Consider the following 20,687-nt stretch of genomic DNA (forward strand, 5'->3'; position numbering starts at 1 on the left):
ATCCCCAAGCTGAGGACTCCACGATGACCACCGAAACCCCGCTGCCCGTACTCGAGCTCCTGCCCGCCGTCGACGTCGTCAACGGCCAGGCCGTCCGGCTCGTTCAGGGCGAAGCAGGCAGCGAGACGAGCTACGGCACCCCGCTGGAGGCCGCCCTCAACTGGCAGCAGCAGGGGGCTGAGTGGGTGCACCTGGTTGACCTGGACGCCGCGTTCGGGCGCGGCTCCAACGCCGAACTCCTGCGCGAGGTGGTAGGCCGGCTCGATATCAAGGTGGAGCTCTCCGGCGGCCTGCGCGACGACGAATCCCTCGAGAAGGCACTCGACCTCGGCGTCGCCCGCGTCAACCTGGGCACGGCGGCACTGGAGAACCCGGAGTGGACGGCCCGGGTGATCGAGCGCTTCGGCGACAAGATCGCCGTCGGCCTGGATGTCCGCGGCACCACCCTCGCCGGCCGGGGCTGGACCAAGGAAGGCGGTGACCTCTGGGACGTGCTCGGCCGCCTCGAGGACGCCGGCTGCGCCCGGTACGTCGTGACCGATGTGACCAAGGACGGCACCCTCCAGGGCCCCAACGTCGAGCTCCTGCGCCAGATGGTCGAGAAGACGGGCAAACCGGTGGTCGCCTCCGGCGGCATTTCCAGCCTCGAGGATCTCAAGGTCCTGCGTTCCCTGGTGCCGCTCGGCGTCGAAGGCGCCATCATCGGCAAGGCCCTCTACAACGGCAACTTCACCCTGCCCGAGGCCCTCGACGTCGCCGGCCGCCGCTAGGCGGTCAGTGCCAATGACACACACCCACGATCCCCGCGACCCCAACAACCCCCAGGATGGCGGGGAGGCAGGGGCCGGGGCAGGTCCCGTCCGGCATTTGCCCGGGCACATCGCGGCGGCCCTCGCCGGCGCCGGCGGGGCCACCGACTCCGCCGGCCAACCCTGGGCCGGCCGCAGCCTGTCCGGCGATGACGCAAAGATCCACAATTTCGACGACGACGACGGCACCGCCGACGCCGGCTATCTGGCGGCTTTGTCCGACCTCGCCGCGGGCGCGGGTGGTGAGGCCGCCGTGGTGGCCTCGCTTGCCACCGCCCGGGTGTTCGTGCCAATCCTCGCCCAGCTCGCCGAAGAGGGCGAGGCCGCGGCCGGGCCCAACGGGGACCCGTTGCACGGTGACAAACTTCGCTCGGACAAACAGGCCGACATGGCCCTGGTGACGCTCAAGGCGCCGGACGGGCGCACGGCCATGCCGGTGTTCACCTCGGCGGCATCACTGACGGCGTGGCACCCGGAGGCCCGGCCGGTCGCTGTGTACGCGGCCCGGGCCGCCCTGTCAGCGGTCGCGGAAGGCGCCGAGCTGCTCGTGATTGATCCCGGCTCGGAAGTGACATTCGTGGTCCGCCGGCCGGCAGTGTGGGCCCTCGCCCAGCAGCGGGCCTGGACGCCGTCGTACGCCGATCCCGATCTCGCGGGGGCCCTCGGGGAAGACGCGGTTGGCTTTCCGGCGGTCCGCCGTGTTGAAATTCATCCGGGGGGTGGAGTTGCCTCGGCCACGGCCGATGGCAGGCGGCTCCCCGGTGGGGGAGCCGGCCCGGAACTCCGTGTGGTCCTCTACCTTGAAGACGGTCTCGACGCCGCCGGCGTGCAGTCGATCGTCGCCGGCCTCAATGATGCCTGGGCCCGGAATGAAATCTTTGCCGAGCGGGTTGATTCGATCGAGGTCAAGCTGCAGCGCGCAGCACCATAGCTGACGGCCCAACGGGGGGACCTCCCGGTGCTGCCGTGGGCAGTACCAGAAGGATGTAGTCCGTGAATTTCGCGCTTTACCGTGAGCTGCTGGCCGTCCGGCCCATCAGGCGCCTCCTGTTGGTCGGCATGATCGCCCGCATACCGCACTCGGCGGCCGGAGTCCTGCTGACCCTGCACATCGTCCTGACCCTCGGCCAGGGCTACGCCGCCGCCGGCGCAGCCGCCGCCGTCATGACGATCGGAATCGCCGTCGGCGCGCCCTGGCGCGGGCGCCGGGTCGACACCGTGGGGCTGCGCAAGGCGCTCATTCCGTCCGTCGTCTCCGAGACCGTGATCTGGTCGATCGTGCCGCACGTGTCCTACGAGGCCCTGCTGCCCCTGGTGTTCGTCGGCGGCCTGCTGACCCTGCCCATTTTCAGCGTGGTGCGGCAGTCGCTGGGCGTGCTGGCTCCCGGGGAACAGCGCCGCACGGCCTTTGCCCTCGACGCCATCGCCACCGAGCTGGTCTTCATGATCGGCCCCGCTGTCGGAGCCGTCGTCGCCACCAGCGGCCAGTCCGTCCTGGGCCTGACGGTCGTGGGCGTGGCGACGTCCGTCTCAGGACTCTTCCTCATGTGGTTCAACCCGCCCACTCGAAGCGCCTCCCCGGACGCCAGCCTTGAAGCGCAGGAGCTGGAATGTGCGGAAGCCGCCGTTGTTGCTGCGGCACCGGCCCACCTGCAGGAGGCCGCAGCCGAACTGGCACCCCTGGCAGCCGCCGCCGAGGAACGGCGACGGCGGGGCTCCGGCCTGCGCCACCGCGTCATCCACAATTTCAGCTGGTTCACGGCCGCCGTGGCCGCCGTCTTCGCTGTCGCGGCCGGCGCCGGCATGGTCCTCAGCGGCACCGACGTCGGGATCGTAGCGGCGCTCCAGACCGGCGGGCACGAGGCCGAAATCGGCATCGTGTTCCTGTTCTGGTGCGCGGCCTCGGTGGTGGGCGGCATCCTCTACGGCGCCATGCACCGGCCCATCTCCCCGGTTCTCCTGTTGCTGGGGATGTCAGCGCTGACCGTCCCGATGGCCTTCGCGACCGACGTCTGGACGCTCAGCCTGCTCGCGTTGCTGCCGGGTCTGCTGTGCGCGCCGGTGCTGTCCGCGGCCTCGGAAAAGGTGGCCGAACTGGTGGACGAAAGCCGGCGCGGGGAGGCGATGGGCTGGTACGGTTCATCGCTCACCGGCGGGGTGGCCCTGGGCGCGCCGCTGGCCGGGCTGTTCATCGACCTCATCGGACCGTCGGCCGGCTTCGTCTCGGTGGGTCTGGCGGGCGTGGCCCTCTGCCTTGTGGGACTGGCCCTGCAACAGGTCCGGCGCAGCCGCCTGGCCCGCGTCTGAATGCGGGCGGGGCCCAGCGGGCCAAGCTGGGCACGCGCTTGGCCCGTGCGAACGGAAAATCGTGCGAACGGAATTAACGACGCCGGCGGGCGGACCTGGGTGGTCCGCCCGCCGGCGTTTTCCTAGCTGACGAAAGTGCTTTAGTTGACGGGGCCGGTGTACTTCTCGCCCGGGCCTTTGCCCGGAGCATCCGGAATGATCGATTCCTCGCGGAAGGCCAGCTGGAGCGAGCGGAGTCCATCGCGCAACGGTCCAGCGTGCTGTGAGCCGATTTCCGGGGCCGCCGCGGTCACCAGGCCGGCAAGGGCGGTGATCAGCTTGCGGGCCTCGTCCAGGTCCTTGAGTTCCTGGGCATTTTCCTCGGCGGCAAGGCCGAGCTTCACGGCGGCGGCGCTCATCAGGTGCACGGCGGCCGTGGTGATGACCTCGATCGAGGGGACTTCCGAGATGTCGCGGATCTGCTGCGAGACGTCCGCCTGGGCGGCTGCGGGCTCGAAGACGTGGGAATTACTATCTGAAGTGCTCATGCTGGTAAGCTTGTCACAGACCGACTAAATGTCGTTATTCTCAAGCTTTTATAGGATGCAGTGTTCTGACTGCCAGTGCTAGTCACTGAAGTTGGCGCCCGGCGACGCATACGTGCGTTGAACGGGTTTCTTTCTGTAGAGTTGGCTTTAGTTTGCAAGCGGAGTTCTCTCCCACCCGCGTCAGCCGCGAAACTTCCTTCGGGAAGCCCCTCCTATCCAGGAGTCAAGGTTGCCGGGTACCTGGTCGGGCACTGCCTCGGACTCCGGTCCGCAGGAAGTGCATGTCGCCCCATTGGGGGCGGCAGCTCCGATCTCGAGGCCTCCGATTGCTCCGGCAATTGGGGGCCTTCTCTTTTTGCCGGTGGAATACCCCTCACGAACACAGGAGCTTTAACATTAGCGAGCCAAGAATCAATGAGCGTATCCGCGTCCCCGAGGTGCGGCTGGTCGGCCCTGCAGGCGAACAAGTAGGAATTGTCCGTATTGAGGATGCCCTGCGTTTGGCTGCCGAGTCCGATCTTGATCTCGTTGAAGTTGCACCGCAGGCGAAGCCTCCGGTGTGCAAGCTGATGGACTTCGGCAAGTACAAGTACGAAGCGGCTGTCAAGGCACGCGAGGCCCGGAAGAACCAGACCAACACGGTCCTGAAGGAAATCCGTTTCCGCCTGAAGATCGACACCCACGACTATGAAACGAAGCGCGGCCACGCGCTCCGCTTCCTCGGTGCCGGCGACAAGGTCAAGGCCATGATCCAGTTCCGCGGCCGTGAGCAGCAGCGCCCCGAGATGGGCATCCGCCTGCTCCAGCGCTTCGCCGACGACGTCGCCGAAGTTGGTGTGGTGGAGTCCAGCCCGCGCATCGATGGCCGCAACATGGTCATGGTGGTTGGCCCGCTGAAGAACAAGGCCGAAGCCAAGGCGGAGGCCCGCCGCGCAACGCAGCGCGCCGAAGCCAAGGCCGAGAACGAGGCCAAGGCTTCGGGACGCGTCGATGTCTCCGGTGGCAGCGCCCCGCTGACCCAGACGCTGTCGGACCTCCTGCCGGAAGGCTACGTCGTATCGCCGGAGGCTCCCGCAACGGAGGCACCGGTCGAAGAGACCAAGGTCGAAGAAGCCAAGGGCGAAGAGACCAAGGTTGAAGAGACCAAGGTTGAAGCGGCCCCGGCCGAAGAAGCCAAGGTTGCAGAGACCAAGGCCGATGAGGCTCCTGCCCAGGAAGCGCCGAAGGAGGCTGCTCCGAAGGCGGCCGAGGAGCCTGCAGCAGCGAAGGCCCCCGCGGCTCCGAAGGCGGCCGAGAAGCCTGCAGCAGCCAAGGCCCCCGCGGCTCCGAAGGCCGCCGAGAAGCCTGCAGCAGCCAAGGCCCCTGCGGCTCCGAAGGCCGCTCCGGCCCCGGCGGCAGCGAAGGCTCCCGAGGAAAAGGCAGCTGCTCCGGCAGCAGCACCGAAGCCGGTTGCTGCTCCGAAGCCGGTGCCGAGGCCTGCAGCGCCGAAGCCCGCCGCGCGGCCGGCCGCCCCCCGGGCAGCCGCCAAGCCTGGCACCAAGAAGACCAACTAGTTCACGGCTGCCGGACAGCAATGTCCGGCAGCAGGCAACCAGCACGCCGCCCGCAGGGGTGGCTGCACGAAAGAGCTGCAGACTTTTCTGCGGATACGTAAGGAGATCGGTTCCCATGCCGAAGATGAAGACCCACAGCGGTGCTAAGAAGCGCTTCAAGCTGACCGGTACCGGCAAGCTGCGCCGCCAGCAGGCCAACCGCCGCCACTACCTCGAGCACAAGTCCTCCCGGCTGACCCGTCGCCTTGCCGGCGACAAGATCGTCTTCAAGGGCGACGCCAAGGTCATCCGGAAGATGCTCGGCATCTAAGTTCCAAGTTCTCTGACTGTTCGCCACCTGGCAGCAGTCAACTACCAAAAAGGCTTCTCAGGCCAGCCGGACCGTTCCGGCAGTAGACGCTTGGGATCAGAAATTTTCTAAGGAGTACGCACGTGGCACGTGTGAAGAGGGCGGTTAACGCCCACAAGAAGCGCCGGGTTATCCTCGAACGCGCAAAGGGTTACCGCGGACAGCGTTCACGCCTGTACCGCAAGGCAAAAGAGCAGCTGCTGCACTCGTTTGTGTACAGCTATGGTGACCGCAAGAAGAAGAAGGGCGACTTCCGCCGTCTTTGGATCCAGCGCATCAACGCTGCATCGCGCGCCAACGGCCTGACCTACAACCGTCTGATCCAGGGCCTGAAGGCCGCTGAGGTTGAGGTTGACCGCCGCATGCTGGCCGAGCTTGCCGTTTCCGACGCCAACGCCTTCGCCGCGCTGGTCAAGGTCGCCAAGGACTCGCTTCCCGCCGACACGTCCGCTCCGGCCGTCCAGGCTGAAGCCGCTCCGGCTCCCAAGGCAGCCAAGAAGGCTCCCGCGAAGAAGCCTGCTGCCAAGAAGGCTGACGCCGAGGCTGCAAAGTAGTTCCTGCCGCGGTTGAAAAACTGCGTCGTTCAAGAGCCGGCGGCAATAGCCACTAAGGTTCTTATATGAACGAAACCGGGCGCCCGCAAGACTTACCACTTTCCAACCCCCGAGCTGATCGGATGAGGAAGGTGGCACAGCTTGCCGGGCGCCCGGCGCGTTTAAAGCGTCGCGAGTTCCTGGCCGAAGGCCCGCAGGCGGTCCGGGAGGCCCTGGTCCTGCACCGGAAGAGGGTTGCCGCGGGGGAGCCGGGCATCGTCTATGAGGTGTACGCCACCGAGGCCTGCCTGGACCGCCACCCGGAGCTGGAGCAGCTGGCCGAGGGAACCCACGCGCACCTTGCCACCGACGAAGTGATTGCAGCGATGGCGGACACCGTCACCCCGCAGGGCATCGTCGCCGTCTGCGGCTTCCTGGACGTCAGCCTTGAGCAGGTGCTCAACGCCGGACCACGGCTGATTGCCGTCCTGTGCCAGGTCCGTGACCCCGGCAACGCCGGCACCGTGCTGCGGGCGGCCGACGCCGCCGGCGCCGACGCCGTCATCCTGACCGGCTCGAGCGTGGACATCTACAACCCAAAGGCCGTGCGTTCGACGGCGGGTTCCCTGTTCCATCTGCCCGTTGTCCTTGGCGCGGAGGTTGAAGAGGTCGTGGCCCGCTGCAAGGAACGCGGCGTCGGTGTGCTCGCCGCGGACGGCAAGGGACAACTGGACCTGGACCGTCTCCAGGATGAGAACGCCGCCCGCCGCCTGGGGGCCTCCGCCGCCGAACCGGTCTACGCGCTGGAACAGCCCACCGCCTGGCTCTTCGGCAACGAGGCCCAGGGCCTGTCCGAGGACGAGATCGCGCTGGCCGACCACCGGGTGGCCGTGCCGGTCTATGGGTCAGCGGAAAGCCTGAACCTCGGCACCGCAGCCACCGTCTGCCTCTACGCCAGCGCCCGCTCCCAGCAGGCGCGCTAGGGGGTTCTGCAGGAAACTGGCAGGTCTCCGGCAGGAATCCGCGCCGGAACGCAGGCCAAACGAACGGCGGGGCCCACCGAATGGTGGGCCCCGCCGTCGTACTGTCACTGCCGCCCCACACAGGGTGGTCGGTCAGTGCCTCGAAGAATTAGGTGGTCTTGTTGCGCCCTGTGATGGCGCCGTAGATGAGTGCGGCCGCGAGGCCACCGACGATGGCCAAGAGCCAGGAACCGAGATTCCAGAATTCCATCTTGCCGCCGCCAAACAGCAGGTCCCCGATCCAGCCGCCGACAATTGCGCCGACGACGCCGAGCACGAGGCTGGTAACCCAGCCGCCACCGACCCTGCCGGGCAAGACTGCCTTGACGATTGCACCTACTATGAGTCCGAGAATGATCCAGCCAAGAAAGCCCATGTCTCCTCCTACATATTCGTCGGCATCCAAATTGTGAATCCCGAGTATGGCTTCAAGCTAACATAGGGCGGATTGCTTGTCAGCAGGGGACTACCCAATCGTTACGCGGCAGCGCCGGTCCTGCCGCGGTTCGGCGGCGGCCCGGAAACGGGTACGGTATTCCTTGTGGGCGCTGGGTTCTTCCGGTGTTCGCGTACACCCCGGACGAACACCTCAAGGAGAAGCTCAAGTGGCTGCAAATGGCGGTACCAAGGCGATTCTCGCGGCACTGGCCGCAAACCTGACCATCGCCGTTTTGAAGTTCGTCGCCTACTTTCTGACGCTGTCCTCGTCCATGCTGGCCGAGGCAATTCACTCCATCGCAGACTCCGGCAACCAGCTCCTGCTCCTGCTCGGCGGCAAGCGCGCGCAGCGGGAAGCCAGCCCCGAGCACCCGTTCGGCTACGGCCGCGAGCGTTACATCTACGCCTTCATTGTCTCGATAGTGCTGTTCAGCGTCGGAGGCCTGTTCGCGCTGTATGAGGCCTGGGGAAAAATCCAGCACCCGCACGCCATCGAGGGGGACTTCTGGTGGGTGCCGCTGGCCGTCCTGATCGGCGCGATCATCGCCGAGTCCTTCTCGTTCCGGACCGCGATCATGGAGTCCAACCCCCTCCGCGGGAAGCAGAGCTGGGTTAAGTTCATCCGCAACGCCAAGCAGCCGGAACTCCCGGTGATCCTGCTCGAGGACTTCGGCGCCCTCGTGGGCCTGGTGTTCGCGCTCTTCGGCGTGGGCCTGACGATCCTGACCGGAAACGGCATCTGGGACGCCCTCGGCACCGCGATGATCGGTCTGCTGCTCGTGGCGATCGCCGTAGTGCTGGCCATGGAAACCAAGTCCCTGCTGCTGGGCGAGTCGGCCACCCGCGATGACGTCGCCAAGATCCGCAGCGCGATCGAGGCCGGCGGCACCAGCATCATTCACCTCAAGACCATGCACCTTGGCCCCGAGGAGCTGCTGGTGGCGGCCAAGATCAGCATCGGGAGCTCGGACTCGGGCCAGGACATTGCGAAGGCGATTGACGACGCGGAGGTCCGCGTCCGGGAAGCCGTCCCGATTGCCCGGGTCATCTACCTGGAACCGGACGTGCAGCGCGTCAGCGCCCCCTGAGCCGCCCCGCCCATAGGCGGAACGGAAGCCCATAGGGACGACGGCAGCCGCCGGACAGAACGGCAGCCCCCCAACAAGACAGCAGTCCTGCCCGGTGCATCACCGGGCAGGACTGCTGTTCTTTTGGGGCATCTGCAGGTTGTCGCCGCTGCTGTTGCCTCTGCTGTTGTTCCGCGATTGTTGTGCCGCGGCTTGTGTTCCGCGGCGGCGCGGCGGCGGGGCGGCTAGGAGGCCAGCGGCCGCCTACGTTCCACGGCGCCGCTGATGGCGGCGACCCCGAGCCCCAGCACGGCCAGGACGGCGCCCACGAGCGCGGGGGCGACGTAGCCCCAGCCCCAGGCGATCACCAGTCCGCCCAGGAAGGCGCCCAGGGCGTTGGCGACGTTGAGCGCAGCATGGTTCAGCGAGGAGGCCAGCGACGGTGCGTCCGGGGACGCGTCCAGCAGCCTGGTCTGCAGGGCCGGAACCAGCATGGACCCCGCAGCACCAACGACGAACACCATGACCAGTGCGGACCAGGCCCAGTGGACGCCCACGGCATAAACCACGAGCGCCACGGCAGTGCCGGGCAGCACCCAGTAAATCGTGCCCATGACGGACTTGTCGGCAATCCGGCCGCCAACAATGTTGCCCGCCACCATGCCCACGCCGTACAGCGCCACGACCAGCGGCAGCCAGGGCGCCGGGAGGCCGGCGACGGACGTCATGGTGTGCGCAATGTAGGTGTAGGTCGCGAAGAAACCGCCGAAGCCGACGATGCCGACCAGGATGGCAAGCCACACCTGCAGCCGCTTGAGCGCGCCGAGCTCACGGCGGAAGCTGGCATCTGCGTGCGGTTTCTGGAACGGGACGAACTTCCACAGCATGAAGAGCGTAATGATGCCGATCAGGCCCACCAGCAGGAACAGCAGCCGCCACCCGTAGTTCTGGCCCAGCCAGGTGGCGAAGGGGACGCCGATGACGTTGGACACCGTCAGCCCGGCCATGACCATCGAAATGGCCCAACCCCGCTTGGTCGGCGCCACCAGGGAGGCGGCAATCACGGCCGCGACCCCGAAGAAGGCGCCGTGGGGCAGCCCCGCGGCGAACCGGGACACGAGCATGGAGCCGTAGTCCGGGGCGAGGAAGGAACTGAGGTTGGCGATGCTGAAGAAGAGCATGAGCCCCAGGGCCAGATACTTCCGCGGGAGTTTGGCACCGACGGCGGCCAGCACCGGCGCACCGATCACGACGCCGAGGGCGTAGGCCGAAATCAGGTGACCTGCCTCGGGCGTGCTGATGTTCAAGCCCGCTTCGATCTCCTTGAGCAGGCCCATCATGGTGAATTCCGTGGTGCCGATGCCAAAGCCGCCCATCGCCAGGGCAATGATGGCCAGGGCAACGTGACGGGTGCCGGTCTTGGACGGTGCCGGGGCGTGTGTGGTGGTTGTCATTCGTCTTTTCGGAGAGATTTTCCGGGAGAAGCCGGAGGGATCGGACAGATAAATATGCTTTTAAGAACGGGGAGGGGGCGCCGAATATTCCGCGGGGTGTACGGACGGCCGCCTCCACCATTGTCCCCTACCAGGACCGGCTCCCGGCCCCCGGTCCCCAACGCCGGACAATGCGCCAGCCTTAGACTTGTGGGCGTGACTGGACTCATTGGCGTCGTTGGCGGCGCAGTAGTGGACTCCCTGGCCCAACCGGGCATGCTCCTGGCGGCCCGGCGCACGGCGCCGCCGCAGTTTGCCGGAATGTGGGAGTTCCCGGGCGGAAAGGTAGAACCCGGCGAGGCAGCCGAGGATGCCCTGCACCGCGAGCTCCGGGAAGAACTGGGCGTGCTGGTGCGGCTCGGAGCCGAGCTGCCCGCGGAAACCGCCACGGGCTGGCCGCTGAACGCGAAGGCGGCGATGAGGGTCTGGTTCGCGGAACTCGCGCAGGGAGAACCCCGGCCGCTGGAGGACCACGACGAACTGCGCTGGCTCGACCTCCGCAACCCGTCAGAGGTCCTGGACCTGCCGTGGATCCCGGCGGACTTCCCCATCGTCGAGGCCCTCCTGGCGGCAGTGCAGGCCACCGGGCCGCGGGGAGTGTGAGCCGGACTGGGCCGCTGACCGGACTCGCCGGCGGGCTTCGGAAGCCCGCCTCTCGCCAAACCGTCGGCCATGTGCCTACTCTGATCCCAGTCGAGAGGAGTGGCCCGTGCAGGTCGGTGTCGGACGAGAGCAGCGAGCCGGAGAACGCCGCGTCGCAGCCACACCGGAGACGGTCCAGCAGCTGACAGCCCTCGGGCTCCATCTCCTGGTGGAGGGCGGCGCCGGCACCGAAGCAGGCTACGCCGACGCCGCCTTCAAGGAGGCCGGCGCGACGGTGATCTCCGAACTCCCGTTGGAGGCCCTGGACGTCCTGCTGCACGTCCGCCCGCTCACCCCGGAGGCCGCCGCCCGGCTGCGGCCCGGCACGGTCACCATCGGGCTGGCGTCGCCGTCCTCGGAACTGCCCACCGTGCGGGCACTCGCCGCCGCCGGAACCACCTCGTTCGCCCTGGAACTGCTTCCGCGGATCTCCCGGGCACAGTCCATGGATGCGCTCAGCTCGCAGTCCCTGGTCACCGGTTACCGCGCCGTGCTGGAAGCGGCCGTCCGCTACCCGCGGTTCTTCCCGCTCTACATGACCGCCGCCGGTACCATCCCGCCGGCGCGGGTGCTGGTCCTTGGAGCCGGTGTCGCCGGGCTGCAGGCGATCGGCACGGCGAAACGGCTCGGCGCCAGGGTCTCGGCCAACGACATCCGGGCCGCCTCCGCCGAGGAAGTCGCTTCGATGGGTGGCACTTTCATCAACCTGGACATCGATGCGGCAGCAGAAGGAACCGGAGGCTACGCCCGTGCCCTCGGCGAGGACCGGGCGCAACGCCAGCGCAGCCTCCTGGCCCCGCACGTCGCGGCGGCGGACGTCCTGATCACGACGGCGGCCATCCCCGGCCGGGCGGCTCCCTTGCTGGTGACCACCGCCATGGTGGCCAGCATGCGGGCCGGATCCGTCGTCGTCGACCTCGCCGCGGAGTCCGGAGGCAACGTCGAAGGCGTGATCGCCGGCCAGGACGTGCAGGTGCCGGTCGACGGCGGATCGGTCACGCTCGTGGGCCTGCAGGACGCGGCATCCGCCATGCCCTCGGATGCGTCCCGGCTTTTCGCCCGGAACGTCAGCAACTTCCTCGCGCTCATGACCGACTGCGGTGCGGTGGCCCCGGACTTCAACGACGACGTGGTCGCCGGAACGTGCCTGACCCACGGCGGCGCGGTGCGGCATGCCCCCACCGCGGAAGCATTGGAAAGGGAGGCATGATGGGCCCGATCGCGTTGTTGACCGTGGTGGTGCTAGCGGTGTTCGTTGGCTTCGAAGTGGTTTCCAAGGTCACCAGCAAGCTGCACACACCGCTCATGTCCGGGGCCAACGCCATCCACGGCATCATTTTGGTCGGCGCGATCATCGTGGCCGGACAGGCCAGTGACCCCTGGGTGCTCGGCATCGCGCTCCTGGCCGTCGTCCTGGCCACCGTCAACCTGGTGGGAGGCTTTGTGGTCACGGACCGGATGCTGGAGATGTTTAGCGCCCACAAGCGGGCACGCATCCCCGCCTCAACCGGGCACACCAAAGCTGGCGGAACGGCGGGTGAAGGGCACCCCGGAGAGGGGGGCTCCGCCGGCGCGGCAGGGGAGCCCAGATGAGCCTGCTGAGCCCCGAATGGACAGCCCTGCTCTACCTTGTGGCCGCCGTCTGCTTCATCCTGGCGCTGAAGGGCCTCAGCTCGCCCCGCACCGCCCGCCGCGGCAACGCCATCGGCGCGGCCGGGGCGCTCCTCGCCGTCGTCACCGTGTTCTTCTCGGTACGGCTGGAAAATATTCCGCTCATCCTCGTGGCCATCGCCGTGGGCGCCGCGCTTGCCGTCCCCGTGGCCCGCCGGGTGCAGATGACCCAGATGCCCCAACTCGTGGCGCTCTTCAACGGCGTCGGAGGCGGGGCCGCGGCGCTCGTCGCCGTACTGGAACTCGGCCACCAGGAGAACCCCTGGGTCCGCCTGGCCGTGGTCTTCACCATGCTCGTGGGCGCCGTGTCCTTCGCCGGCTCCGCGGTGACCGTGGGCAAGCTGCAGGAACTCATCAGCACCCGCCCGCTGCTGTTCCCCGGCATGCCCTGGGTCATGGGTGCCGTCCTGCTGGGGGCGGTCGTTTCCGGAGCGGTGGTGGTTCTGACCGGCTCGCTTGGCTGGTCGCTCGCGCTGCTGGGCCTGAGTCTCGCGGCCGGGCTGCTCCTGGTGTTGCCCGTGGGCGGGGCGGACGTGCCGATTGTCATCTCCCTGCTGAACGCGTTCACGGGGCTGGCGGTGGCGGCGTCCGGCGTGGTCTTGGGCAATGTCCTGCTGCTGGTCGCCGGGACGCTGGTGGGCGCGAGCGGCACCATCCTGACCAAGGTCATGGCCTCGGCCATGGGCCGCGGAGTCGGCGGAATCATGTTCGGGGCGTTCAAGGGCGGCTCGACGGCGGGATCCACCGCCCTGAGCGACCGGCCTGTGCGTTCCTCGTCCCCGGAGGACATTGCCGTCCAGCTCGGCTACGCCCAGCGCGTGGTGATCGTTCCCGGCTACGGGCTTGCCGTGGCCCAGGGCCAGCACACCGTGGCGGAGCTCGCCACGGCCTTGGGCGCCCGCGGCGTGGATGTCGTGTTCGCCATCCACCCCGTGGCGGGTCGCATGCCGGGCCACATGAATGTGCTGCTGGCCGAGGCCAACGTACCGTACGAGTCCCTGCGGGAACTGGCGGAAGTCAATCCCGAATTCGCGACCACGGATATCGTTCTGGTGGTCGGCGCCAACGACGTCGTGAACCCGGCGGCCAAGTCCTCCCCGGGTTCGCCGATTTACGGGATGCCGATCCTGGAGGTGGTGCAGGCCCAGCAGGTCGTGTTCCTGAAGCGGTCGATGCGCCCGGGTTTTGCCGGCATCGAGAATGAGCTCCTGCACGACCCCAAGACCACGCTCCTGTTCGGGGACGCCAAGGATTCGCTGGCCAGGGTGCTCGGAGCGGTCAAGGCGCTCTAGGCGTACCCCGCCCGGCGCATCAAAACAGCGTGGGCTGGGCAGTGTCGGAACGGATGGCGTCGGAACGGATGGCCCCGGAAGGGGCTGCGCCGGAGTGGCCTGTGCTTGCATGCCCGGCGGTGTCCGGGATGCTGCCGGCCGGGTACTGGGCTTCTTCCTCCCGGGCGTCGTCATGGCCGCTGCCGCCGTCAAGGTTCCGGTGGCTGAAGCCCTGCGAGCCGGTGAAGCCGTGCAGGTCCTTGAAATATCGGATCCGGCCGGCCAGCCACGCCCGGTATTCCTTGGACGCGTACGATCCGCTGCCGTACAGACGGCGGTACTTGCCCGCCAGCTGCGGATGTTCGCGGGCGATCCACTGCATGAACCATTCGCGGGTGCCCGGCTTCAGGTACAGCGCACCGGCCGTGACCCCTGTGGCGCCGGCCGCGGCCAGGGCGCCGAAGAGGGAGTTGAGGGCGTCGTCGCTGTCCGAGAGCCACGGCAGGATGGGCATGGCCATGACGCCGCAGGGCAGGCCCGCCTCCCGCAGCCGGGAGATGAGCTTCAGCCGCGCGCGTGGCCCGGGCGTGCCCGGTTCCACGGCTTCGGAGAGGTGCTCGTCGGTCATGGCCAGCGAGATGCCCACCCCGATCGGGACCTGGGCGGCGGCATGCTTCAGCAGCGGGATGTCCCGGGCCAGGAGCGTGCCCTTGGTGAGGATGGACAGGGGAGTGCCGGAATCGGCGAGGGCGCCGATGATGCCGGGCATGAGCTGGTAGCGGCCCTCGGCGCGCTGGTACGGGTCCGTGTTGGTGCCAAGGGCCACGTGCTCGTGCCGCCAGGAGGGCTTGGCCAGTTCCCGGCGCAGGACCTCGGCGGCGTTGATCTTGACCACCACCTGGCTGTCGAAGTCCAGGCCGGCGTCGAAGTCCAGATACGTGTGGCTCTTGCGCGCGAAGCAGTAGACGCAGGCGTGGCTGCAGCCGCGGTAGGGGTTGATGGTCCAGTCGAACGGCATCCGCGAACCGGCGACCACCTTGTTGAGCACCGACTTGGCGGTGACCTCATGGAAGGTGATCCCGGCAAACTCCGGTGTGGACACGGACCGGACCAGCCCGGCCAGCGGCAGCAGGGCAGCGGCGGCCGGCGAATCGGCGGAAACGGCGTCAGGTGAGGCACCGCGCTCAAGTGCTTGTGCGTCCCATCTCATGCCTACATTCGAATATATGTTCGACTGAATGTCAAGGATGCCAGCCGGCGGCGGCGCAGTCAGCCGCGGCAGTGCGAGCGCGTTGCTAGGCTGGGGCGATGATTCTCCTGACCGGGTTCGAGCCATTTGGCGGCGATACGGCCAATCCGTCGTGGGCCGCGGCCCGTTCGGCCGCGCGGCTGCTCCAATCCGACGGGCTGGAGGTCCGGGCGGTGGAATTGCCCTGCGTCTTTGGCGAATCGGCCACGGTGCTGGCGGAGGCCCTCGAGCGCTTCCAGCCAGAGCTTGTGCTGTGCACCGGCCAGGCCGGCGGGAGGGCGCGCATCTCGCTGGAACGGGTGGCCATCAATTGTGATGACGCCCGGATTCCGGACAATGCCGGCAACCAGCCCGTGGACGAACCCGTGGTCCCGGGCGGACCCGCAGCCTATTTCACGTCCCTGCCCGTCAAAGCGGCGCTCGCGGCGTTGGCCGCAGAGCAGATCCCGGCCGAAGTGTCCCAGAGCGCAGGGACCTATGTCTGCAACCATGTCTTCTACGCGCTCATGCACGCCCTGCGGCTCCGCCCGGGCACCAGGGGAGGCTTCGTCCACGTCCCCTACGCGGACACCCAGCTTCCGGCAGGGAGCAGTGCCCCGGCGCTGCCGGGCCCCCAGATGGCGGCGGCGCTCGCCGTCGTCGTGCGCACTGCGCTGGCGACGACGGCGGATCTCAAGCTCCCTGCCGGCGCAACCCACTAGCCCCAGCCGGTCATCGTCGCCCGAGCCGGGGGTGGCCGCCGTCGGCGACGGGAAACAACTGCCCCCACCATTACAAAACGGTTAGTCCAGCAGTTCCCAGACGACGCCGACTGTGGCGGTGACGCCCGACTCGCCGGCCTCGACGGTCAGTGAGGCCACCGCCACTTCCCGCTGCATCTTCGCCACCGGGATCGGCGCCTGGAAGCCGGTGTGCTGGGTGAGGGACAGGACCCTGCCCAGCCTGGCTCCGGCGAGGGCGGCGTAATGCTCCGCGGTGGTGCGGGCGTCCTGCCAGGCGGCCTCCCGGGCCCGGGCCTCGACGGCCGAGGAGTCGGCGAAGCCGAGAGCCAGACCATTCAGCCGGACGGCGTCGCCGCCGGCAGCAACCGCCGCGGCAAGGATCTGGGAGGACGCGGACAACTCGCGGATCCTGACGGTGAGCGTGCTGGAGGCCAGATAGCCGGTCACGGTCTGGCCCCGGCCATCCTGCCAATTCAGCTCGGCCCGGACGTTCAGCCCGGAGGTGGACAGGTCGGCGCTGTCCACGCCGTGTTGCCGGAGCTCCGCCGTGATGGCGGTCGATCGAGTTCCGGCCTCGCTGTAGGCCTCGGCCACGGTCTCGCGGCGGCATTCAACGCCGATCGACACGGTCAGCAGGTCCGGCACCGCCTCGGCGCTGCCGGTTCCTGCAACGGAGATGCTTCGGGGGCTGTCTGTCATATCAGGCCTCGTGACGTTCGGGGGCGGTCACGCCCGTTCTGCGGTGCGTACGTGGGTTGGTCCCGGGCAGGGGGTAGCCGCCCGCTTCCAGGCCGGCGTGGCGCTCGAAGACGTTGGCGCTGCCCGGGTTGCCCGTGCGCCAGAGGGACCAGCCGGTGGCTATGAAGTACAGCGGCAGGAGCGGCAGCCCGAGGCACCAGGCGTATTGGGTGCTGTGGCGCTCCTCGTGGCCCAGCAGTACTGGATTGGCGCGGGCGGATTCTGGTCCGGCACGGAAGAGGATCACGTTGCCCACCGTGAAGGCCGCAGCAAACGGCACCCGCCAGCGGTAGCGGCCCGCGATCAGCAATCCGCGCGGACCGGAGCTGACGGTTGTCCGCGCACAGGCTGCCAGCAGCAGGCCCAGCAGGGTGGACCCGTTGAGCAGGTTGGCGATCTGGCGAAGCCGTTGTCCGGGCGTCATGAGGCCATGGTAGCCGGGGGTGTGCCCGGCGGTCAGGGGGCCGCCGGGATGTCCCGTGCCCCGGGGAATGTCCCCGGCGTCAGCGTCCACAGAGGCCGCCGGGACCGCAGCGTCACGTGAGAGACGGCCGTTGCCATGCCGCCGACGGCCGTCTACTAGACTGGGGACAGTGACCACAAGCCTTGCCGAGAACCCGCGCCGCGCCCTGTGCCCGGCCGCGTGCTGTTGGCATGATCCGACTCGTAGCTAAGAACAGTAGATGACTGAAACTTTGCCGGACGCAGCCGTCCCGAATCCTCTGGATGAAGCCGCCATTACCGCCGCCGTAGACCAGGCCGTTGCCGCCATCGCCGCTGCCGCGACCCTCGATGAACTCAAGGCCGTGCGCCTCGCCCACACGGGCGAAAAGTCCCCCCTGAGCCTCGCCAACCGTGAAATCGGCGCGCTGCCCAAGGACCAGAAGGCCGCCGCCGGCAAGCTCATGGGCGCGTCCCGGGGCCGAGTCAACAAGGCGCTCGCGGACCGCACGGTCGCGCTCGAGGCCGAGAACGACGCGCGGATCCTCGTCGAAGAGACCGTGGATGTCACGGCGGCGCCGCGCCGGCGCACGGCCGGTGCACGCCACCCGCTGTCCACGCTGCAGGACCGCGTGGCGGACATCTTTGTCGGCATGGGCTGGGAAATCGCCGAGGGGCCCGAGGTCGAGTCCGAATGGTTCAACTTCGATGCCCTGAACTTCAAGCCGGACCACCCCGCCCGCGACATGCAGGACACGTTCTTCGTCGAGCCGCCCGAGGCCCACCTGCTCATGCGCACGCACACCTCGCCGGTTCAGGTCCGCTCCATGCTGGAACGGGAGCTGCCCATTTATGTGCTGTGCCCGGGCAAGGTGTTCCGCACGGACGAGCTCGACGCGACGCACACCCCGGTGTTCCACCAGTTCGAGGGCCTGGCCATCGACAAGAAGCTGAGCATGGCGGACCTCCGCGGCACCCTGGAGCACTTTGCACGCCAGATGTTCGGCGCGGAAGCCCAGATCCGGCTGCGGCCCAACTACTTCCCGTTCACCGAGCCGTCCGCGGAGCTCGATATCTGGCACCCGGGCGCCAAGGGCGGCCCCAGCTGGATCGAGTGGGGCGGCTGCGGCATGGTCAACGCCAACGTCCTGCGCGCCGCCGGAATCGACCCGGACATCTATTCGGGCTTTGCCTTCGGCATGGGCATCGAACGCACCCTCATGTTCCGCAACGAGGTCGGCGACATGCGCGACATGATTGAAGGCGACGTACGTTTCAGCGAGCACTTCGGGATGGAGATCTAACAGTGCGTATCCCACTTTCCTGGCTGCGTGAATTCGCGCAGGTACCGGCCGATGCAACGGCCGAGGACGTCATGGCCGAGCTCGTCAAGGTCGGCTTTGAAGAAGAAGCAGTCCACCGCCCCACGGATACCCTCCGGGGTCCGATCGTGGTGGGCCAGGTGCTGAGCATCGTCAAGGAACCCCAGACCAACGGCAAGACCATCAACTGGTGCCAGGTCCGGGTTGTCCCCGAAGGCCAGCAGCAGAGCCTCACCGGCGACGGCATCGACCCCTCCGGCGTCCAGGGCATCATCTGCGGCGCCCACAACTTCGTTGAAGGCGACAAAGTCGTGGTCACCCTGCCGGGGGCCGTGCTGCCGGGCGACTTCCACATTTCCGCGCGGAAGACCTACGGGCACCTCTCCGCCGGCATGATCGCATCCGTGCGCGAACTGGGCATCGGCGAGGACCACGACGGCATCCTGGTGCTGTCCCGGATCGGGCTGGATCCCGAAATCGGAACCGACGCCATGGAGCTCTTGGGCCTCTACGACCAGGCCGCCGAAATCAACGTGACGCCGGACCGCGGGTATGCGTTCTCCATCCGTGGCGCGGCCCGCGAATACGCGCACGCCACCGGCACCGCGTTCACGGACCCGGTCTCCAAGGTCCAGGTTCCGACGGCGCTGTCCGGCGGCTACGGCGTCAAGCTCAACGACGACGCCCCCATCTACGGCAAGCCCGGCTGCGACCGTTTCGTGGCCCGCACCGTGCGCGGCGTGGATGCCACCCGGCCCACCCCGCCGTGGATAACCTCCCGCCTCCGGCTCGCCGGCATCCGGTCCATCTCGCTGCCGGTGGACATCTCCAACTACGTCATGCTCGAGCTCGGGCAGCCGAACCACTGCTATGACCTGGACAAGCTGGCCGGCGACATCGTCGTCCGGCGTGCCACGGCGGGGGAGAAGATCACCACCCTGGACGACAAGGAGCGCACGCTCGACGTCGAGGATCTGCTGATCACCGACGAATCCGGCCCCATCGGAATCGCCGGCGTCATGGGCGGCGCCCACACCGAAGTCTCGGACGCCACCACGAACGTCCTGGTCGAGGCCGCGCACTTCGACGAGGTTTCGATCGCCCGCGCACGCCGCCGCCACAAGCTGCCGTCGGAGGCGTCCAAGCGCTTCGAACGCGGCGTGGACTGGCAGGTGGCCGACGTGGCCGCCCAGCGTGTGGTGGACCTGCTGGTCGAACTCGCCGGAGGAACGGCCGACGAGGCCGGGACCGACGTCGGGACCGCGCCGGACGCCGTCACCATCGAACTGCCGGCAGAGTACGCGGCAGCCAGGATCGGGATCGACTTCACCGAGGAACAGATCCTGACCTCGCTCGAGGACCTCGGCGCCGTCGTTGCCAGGACCGGCAGCGGCTACACGGTGACCGCCCCGAGCTGGCGCCACGACCTCGAAACCAAGGATGACCTCACCGAGGAAATCGCCCGGCTGGTCGGCTACGACAAGATCCCGGCGACCCTGCCCGTGGCGCCCCCGGGCCGTGGCCTGACCCGCGTCCAGCAGCAGCGCCGCCGCCTGATCCAGGCCCTCGCCGACGCCGGACTCACCGAGGTGCTGGCGTACCCGTTCGTCTCGAAGGCCGCCAATGACACCTTCGGCGTCCCCGAAGAGGGTGCGGCGCGCAAGGCCCTCAAGCTGGCCAACCCGATCAGCGAGGAGCACGGCTTCCTGCGGACCTCCGTCCTGCCGGGCCTGATTGAGGTGGCCAAGCGCAACCACTCCCGTGGCTTCCGCGACCTCGCCCTCTTCGAGGCCGGGCTCGTGTTCCTGCCGGGCGAGAAGCCTGGCACCTCCACGATTCCGCCGCTCGGCGTCAAGCCCAGCGACGAGGTGCTCGATGGCCTGTACGACGGCGTCCCGGACCAGCCGCTGCACCTCGCCGCCGTGCTCACGGGGCACGACTCTCCTGCCGCCCCGGGCCACGCCCCGCGGGCCTGGGACTGGGCGGACGCGGTGGACATTGCCCGGATCGCCGGCGACGTGCTCGGCGTCGAGGTCCTGGTCACGCAGGGCCGGCATCAGGCCTTCCACCCGGGCCGGGCCGCGCAGCTTGAACTGCGCACCGGCGAAGTGGTGGGCTACGCCGGCGAGCTGCACCCGAAGCTGCTGGCGGCGCACGACATGCCGGCCCGTTCCGTGGCGCTGGAATTGAACGCCGATGCCCTCTTCGAGGCCGCTGCCGACGTGATCGTGGCCCGGCACATCTCGACGTACCCCGTGGCCACCCAGGACGTGGCCCTGGTGGTGGCGCAGGACGTCCCGGCGGCCGAGGTGCTGGCTGCGCTGCGTGAAGGCGCGGGCGAACTGCTCGAAGACGTCGCGCTGTTCGACGTCTACGCAGGCAAGGGCATCGAGGAAGGCAAGAAGTCGCTGGCGTTCAGCCTGCGCTTCCGCGCCAACGACCGCACCCTGACGGCGGACGAAGCCTCGGCGGCCCGTGAAGGTGCCGTGGCCGCTGCCCACGAACGATTCGGAGCGGTGCAGCGCTGAGAACT

21 protein-coding genes are annotated in these 20,687 nt (G+C 68.3%); 15 read left to right on the top strand and 6 right to left on the bottom strand.

The annotated features are described in order from the left end of the window. The first annotated feature begins 23 nt into the window (after positions 1–23). The 3 genes from priA (at position 24) to ABH915_RS08090 (ending at position 3,116) form a co-directional block, all read left to right on the top strand. Positions 24–770: a bifunctional 1-(5-phosphoribosyl)-5-((5-phosphoribosylamino)methylideneamino)imidazole-4-carboxamide isomerase/phosphoribosylanthranilate isomerase PriA gene (gene priA / locus ABH915_RS08080; RefSeq protein ID WP_018774443.1), complete on the top strand. Its 747-nt coding sequence runs from the start codon at positions 24–26 to the stop codon at positions 768–770. Positions 771–783: 13 nt separating this feature from the next. Beyond that, a complete protein-coding gene (locus ABH915_RS08085; protein ID WP_370119744.1) occupies positions 784–1,740 on the top strand; it encodes an SseB family protein in 957 nt (318 codons plus the stop codon). 62 nt (positions 1,741–1,802) lie between these two features. Continuing rightward, entirely contained in the window at positions 1,803–3,116 is a 1,314-nt protein-coding gene (locus tag ABH915_RS08090) for an MFS transporter (RefSeq protein ID WP_026538331.1), read from the top strand. 140 nt (positions 3,117–3,256) lie between these two features. On the opposite strand, the gene ABH915_RS08095 is transcribed toward ABH915_RS08090, so the two are convergent. Then, the gene (locus ABH915_RS08095; protein ID WP_018774440.1) at positions 3,257–3,643 is read right to left on the bottom strand and encodes a DUF1844 domain-containing protein; all 387 of its coding nucleotides are present in this window, start codon (positions 3,641–3,643) and stop codon (positions 3,257–3,259) included. Positions 3,644–4,080: 437 nt separating this feature from the next. Here ABH915_RS08095 and infC point away from each other — a divergent pair, with 437 nt between their 5' ends. From infC to ABH915_RS08115, 4 genes are all read left to right on the top strand, one after another. Continuing rightward, positions 4,081–5,196 (top strand): translation initiation factor IF-3, encoded by a 1,116-nt coding sequence (gene infC / locus ABH915_RS08100; RefSeq protein ID WP_370119747.1) that lies wholly within the window; start codon positions 4,081–4,083, stop codon positions 5,194–5,196. Positions 5,197–5,311: 115 nt separating this feature from the next. After that, positions 5,312–5,506, top strand: coding sequence for a 50S ribosomal protein L35 (gene rpmI, locus ABH915_RS08105; RefSeq protein WP_003798720.1), 195 nt, complete (start codon positions 5,312–5,314; stop codon positions 5,504–5,506). A gap of 122 nt (positions 5,507–5,628) precedes the next feature. Beyond that, complete coding sequence (rplT, locus tag ABH915_RS08110; protein WP_018774438.1) at positions 5,629–6,099, top strand: 50S ribosomal protein L20; 471 nt, start codon at positions 5,629–5,631, stop codon at positions 6,097–6,099. A gap of 65 nt (positions 6,100–6,164) precedes the next feature. Beyond that, complete coding sequence (locus ABH915_RS08115) at positions 6,165–7,061, top strand: TrmH family RNA methyltransferase (RefSeq protein WP_370119752.1); 897 nt, start codon at positions 6,165–6,167, stop codon at positions 7,059–7,061. Between the two features lie 148 nt (positions 7,062–7,209). Here ABH915_RS08115 and ABH915_RS08120 read toward each other — a convergent pair whose 3' ends face one another. Further along, positions 7,210–7,476, bottom strand: coding sequence for a GlsB/YeaQ/YmgE family stress response membrane protein (locus ABH915_RS08120; RefSeq protein ID WP_018774436.1), 267 nt, complete (start codon positions 7,474–7,476; stop codon positions 7,210–7,212). Positions 7,477–7,705: 229 nt separating this feature from the next. Here ABH915_RS08120 and ABH915_RS08125 point away from each other — a divergent pair, with 229 nt between their 5' ends. Beyond that, positions 7,706–8,626: a cation diffusion facilitator family transporter gene (locus tag ABH915_RS08125; RefSeq protein WP_026538334.1), complete on the top strand. Its 921-nt coding sequence runs from the start codon at positions 7,706–7,708 to the stop codon at positions 8,624–8,626. Between the two features lie 224 nt (positions 8,627–8,850). Here the strand turns inward: ABH915_RS08125 and ABH915_RS08130 are convergent, their stop codons facing one another. Further along, on the bottom strand, positions 8,851–10,059 hold the full coding sequence (locus ABH915_RS08130) for an MFS transporter (protein ID WP_370119755.1): 1,209 nt from the start codon (positions 10,057–10,059) through the stop codon (positions 8,851–8,853). 195 nt (positions 10,060–10,254) lie between these two features. On the opposite strand from ABH915_RS08130, the gene ABH915_RS08135 reads away from it, so the two are divergent. The 4 genes from ABH915_RS08135 to ABH915_RS08150 all read left to right on the top strand — a co-directional run bounded on the left by ABH915_RS08135 (position 10,255) and on the right by ABH915_RS08150 (position 13,703). Beyond that, complete coding sequence (locus ABH915_RS08135; protein ID WP_370119757.1) at positions 10,255–10,701, top strand: (deoxy)nucleoside triphosphate pyrophosphohydrolase; 447 nt, start codon at positions 10,255–10,257, stop codon at positions 10,699–10,701. A 106-nt stretch (positions 10,702–10,807) separates the two neighbouring features. Next, positions 10,808–11,950 carry an NAD(P) transhydrogenase subunit alpha gene (locus ABH915_RS08140; RefSeq protein WP_370119759.1) on the top strand — a complete coding sequence of 381 codons (1,143 nt, stop codon included), beginning with the start codon at positions 10,808–10,810 and terminating at the stop codon, positions 11,948–11,950. Next, positions 11,950–12,333 carry an NAD(P) transhydrogenase subunit alpha gene (locus tag ABH915_RS08145; protein WP_370124966.1) on the top strand — a complete coding sequence of 128 codons (384 nt, stop codon included), beginning with the start codon at positions 11,950–11,952 and terminating at the stop codon, positions 12,331–12,333. Before ABH915_RS08140 ends, ABH915_RS08145 begins: the two co-directional genes overlap by 1 nt. After that, entirely contained in the window at positions 12,330–13,703 is a 1,374-nt protein-coding gene (locus ABH915_RS08150; protein WP_370119761.1) for an NAD(P)(+) transhydrogenase (Re/Si-specific) subunit beta, read from the top strand. Before ABH915_RS08145 ends, ABH915_RS08150 begins: the two co-directional genes overlap by 4 nt. A 19-nt stretch (positions 13,704–13,722) precedes the next feature. On the opposite strand, the gene ABH915_RS08155 is transcribed toward ABH915_RS08150, so the two are convergent. Then, the gene (locus ABH915_RS08155) at positions 13,723–14,892 is read right to left on the bottom strand and encodes an Rv2578c family radical SAM protein (RefSeq protein ID WP_370119764.1); all 1,170 of its coding nucleotides are present in this window, start codon (positions 14,890–14,892) and stop codon (positions 13,723–13,725) included. A 98-nt stretch (positions 14,893–14,990) separates the two neighbouring features. Between ABH915_RS08155 and pcp the strand changes: the two genes are divergently transcribed. Continuing rightward, positions 14,991–15,632: a pyroglutamyl-peptidase I gene (gene pcp / locus ABH915_RS08160; RefSeq protein WP_370119767.1), complete on the top strand. Its 642-nt coding sequence runs from the start codon at positions 14,991–14,993 to the stop codon at positions 15,630–15,632. An 81-nt stretch (positions 15,633–15,713) separates the two neighbouring features. Here pcp and ABH915_RS08165 read toward each other — a convergent pair whose 3' ends face one another. Further along, positions 15,714–16,352, bottom strand: a complete 639-nt coding sequence (locus ABH915_RS08165; RefSeq protein ID WP_370119769.1) for an SIMPL domain-containing protein — start codon at positions 16,350–16,352, stop codon at positions 15,714–15,716. Between the two features lies 1 nt (position 16,353). After that, a complete protein-coding gene (locus ABH915_RS08170) occupies positions 16,354–16,815 on the bottom strand; it encodes a hypothetical protein (RefSeq protein WP_370119772.1) in 462 nt (153 codons plus the stop codon). Between the two features lie 259 nt (positions 16,816–17,074). Between ABH915_RS08170 and pheS the strand changes: the two genes are divergently transcribed. Together pheS and pheT are read left to right on the top strand one after the other, a co-directional pair. Next, positions 17,075–18,136, top strand: a complete 1,062-nt coding sequence (pheS, locus tag ABH915_RS08175) for a phenylalanine--tRNA ligase subunit alpha (RefSeq protein ID WP_026538343.1) — start codon at positions 17,075–17,077, stop codon at positions 18,134–18,136. Between the two features lie 2 nt (positions 18,137–18,138). After that, a complete protein-coding gene (gene pheT, locus ABH915_RS08180; protein WP_370119775.1) occupies positions 18,139–20,682 on the top strand; it encodes a phenylalanine--tRNA ligase subunit beta in 2,544 nt (847 codons plus the stop codon). The last annotated feature ends 5 nt before the right edge of the window (positions 20,683–20,687 follow it).

Origin of the sequence: Arthrobacter sp. MW3 TE3886 (assembly GCF_041262145.1) — a bacterium.
Lineage (GTDB): Bacteria > Actinomycetota > Actinomycetes > Actinomycetales > Micrococcaceae > Arthrobacter.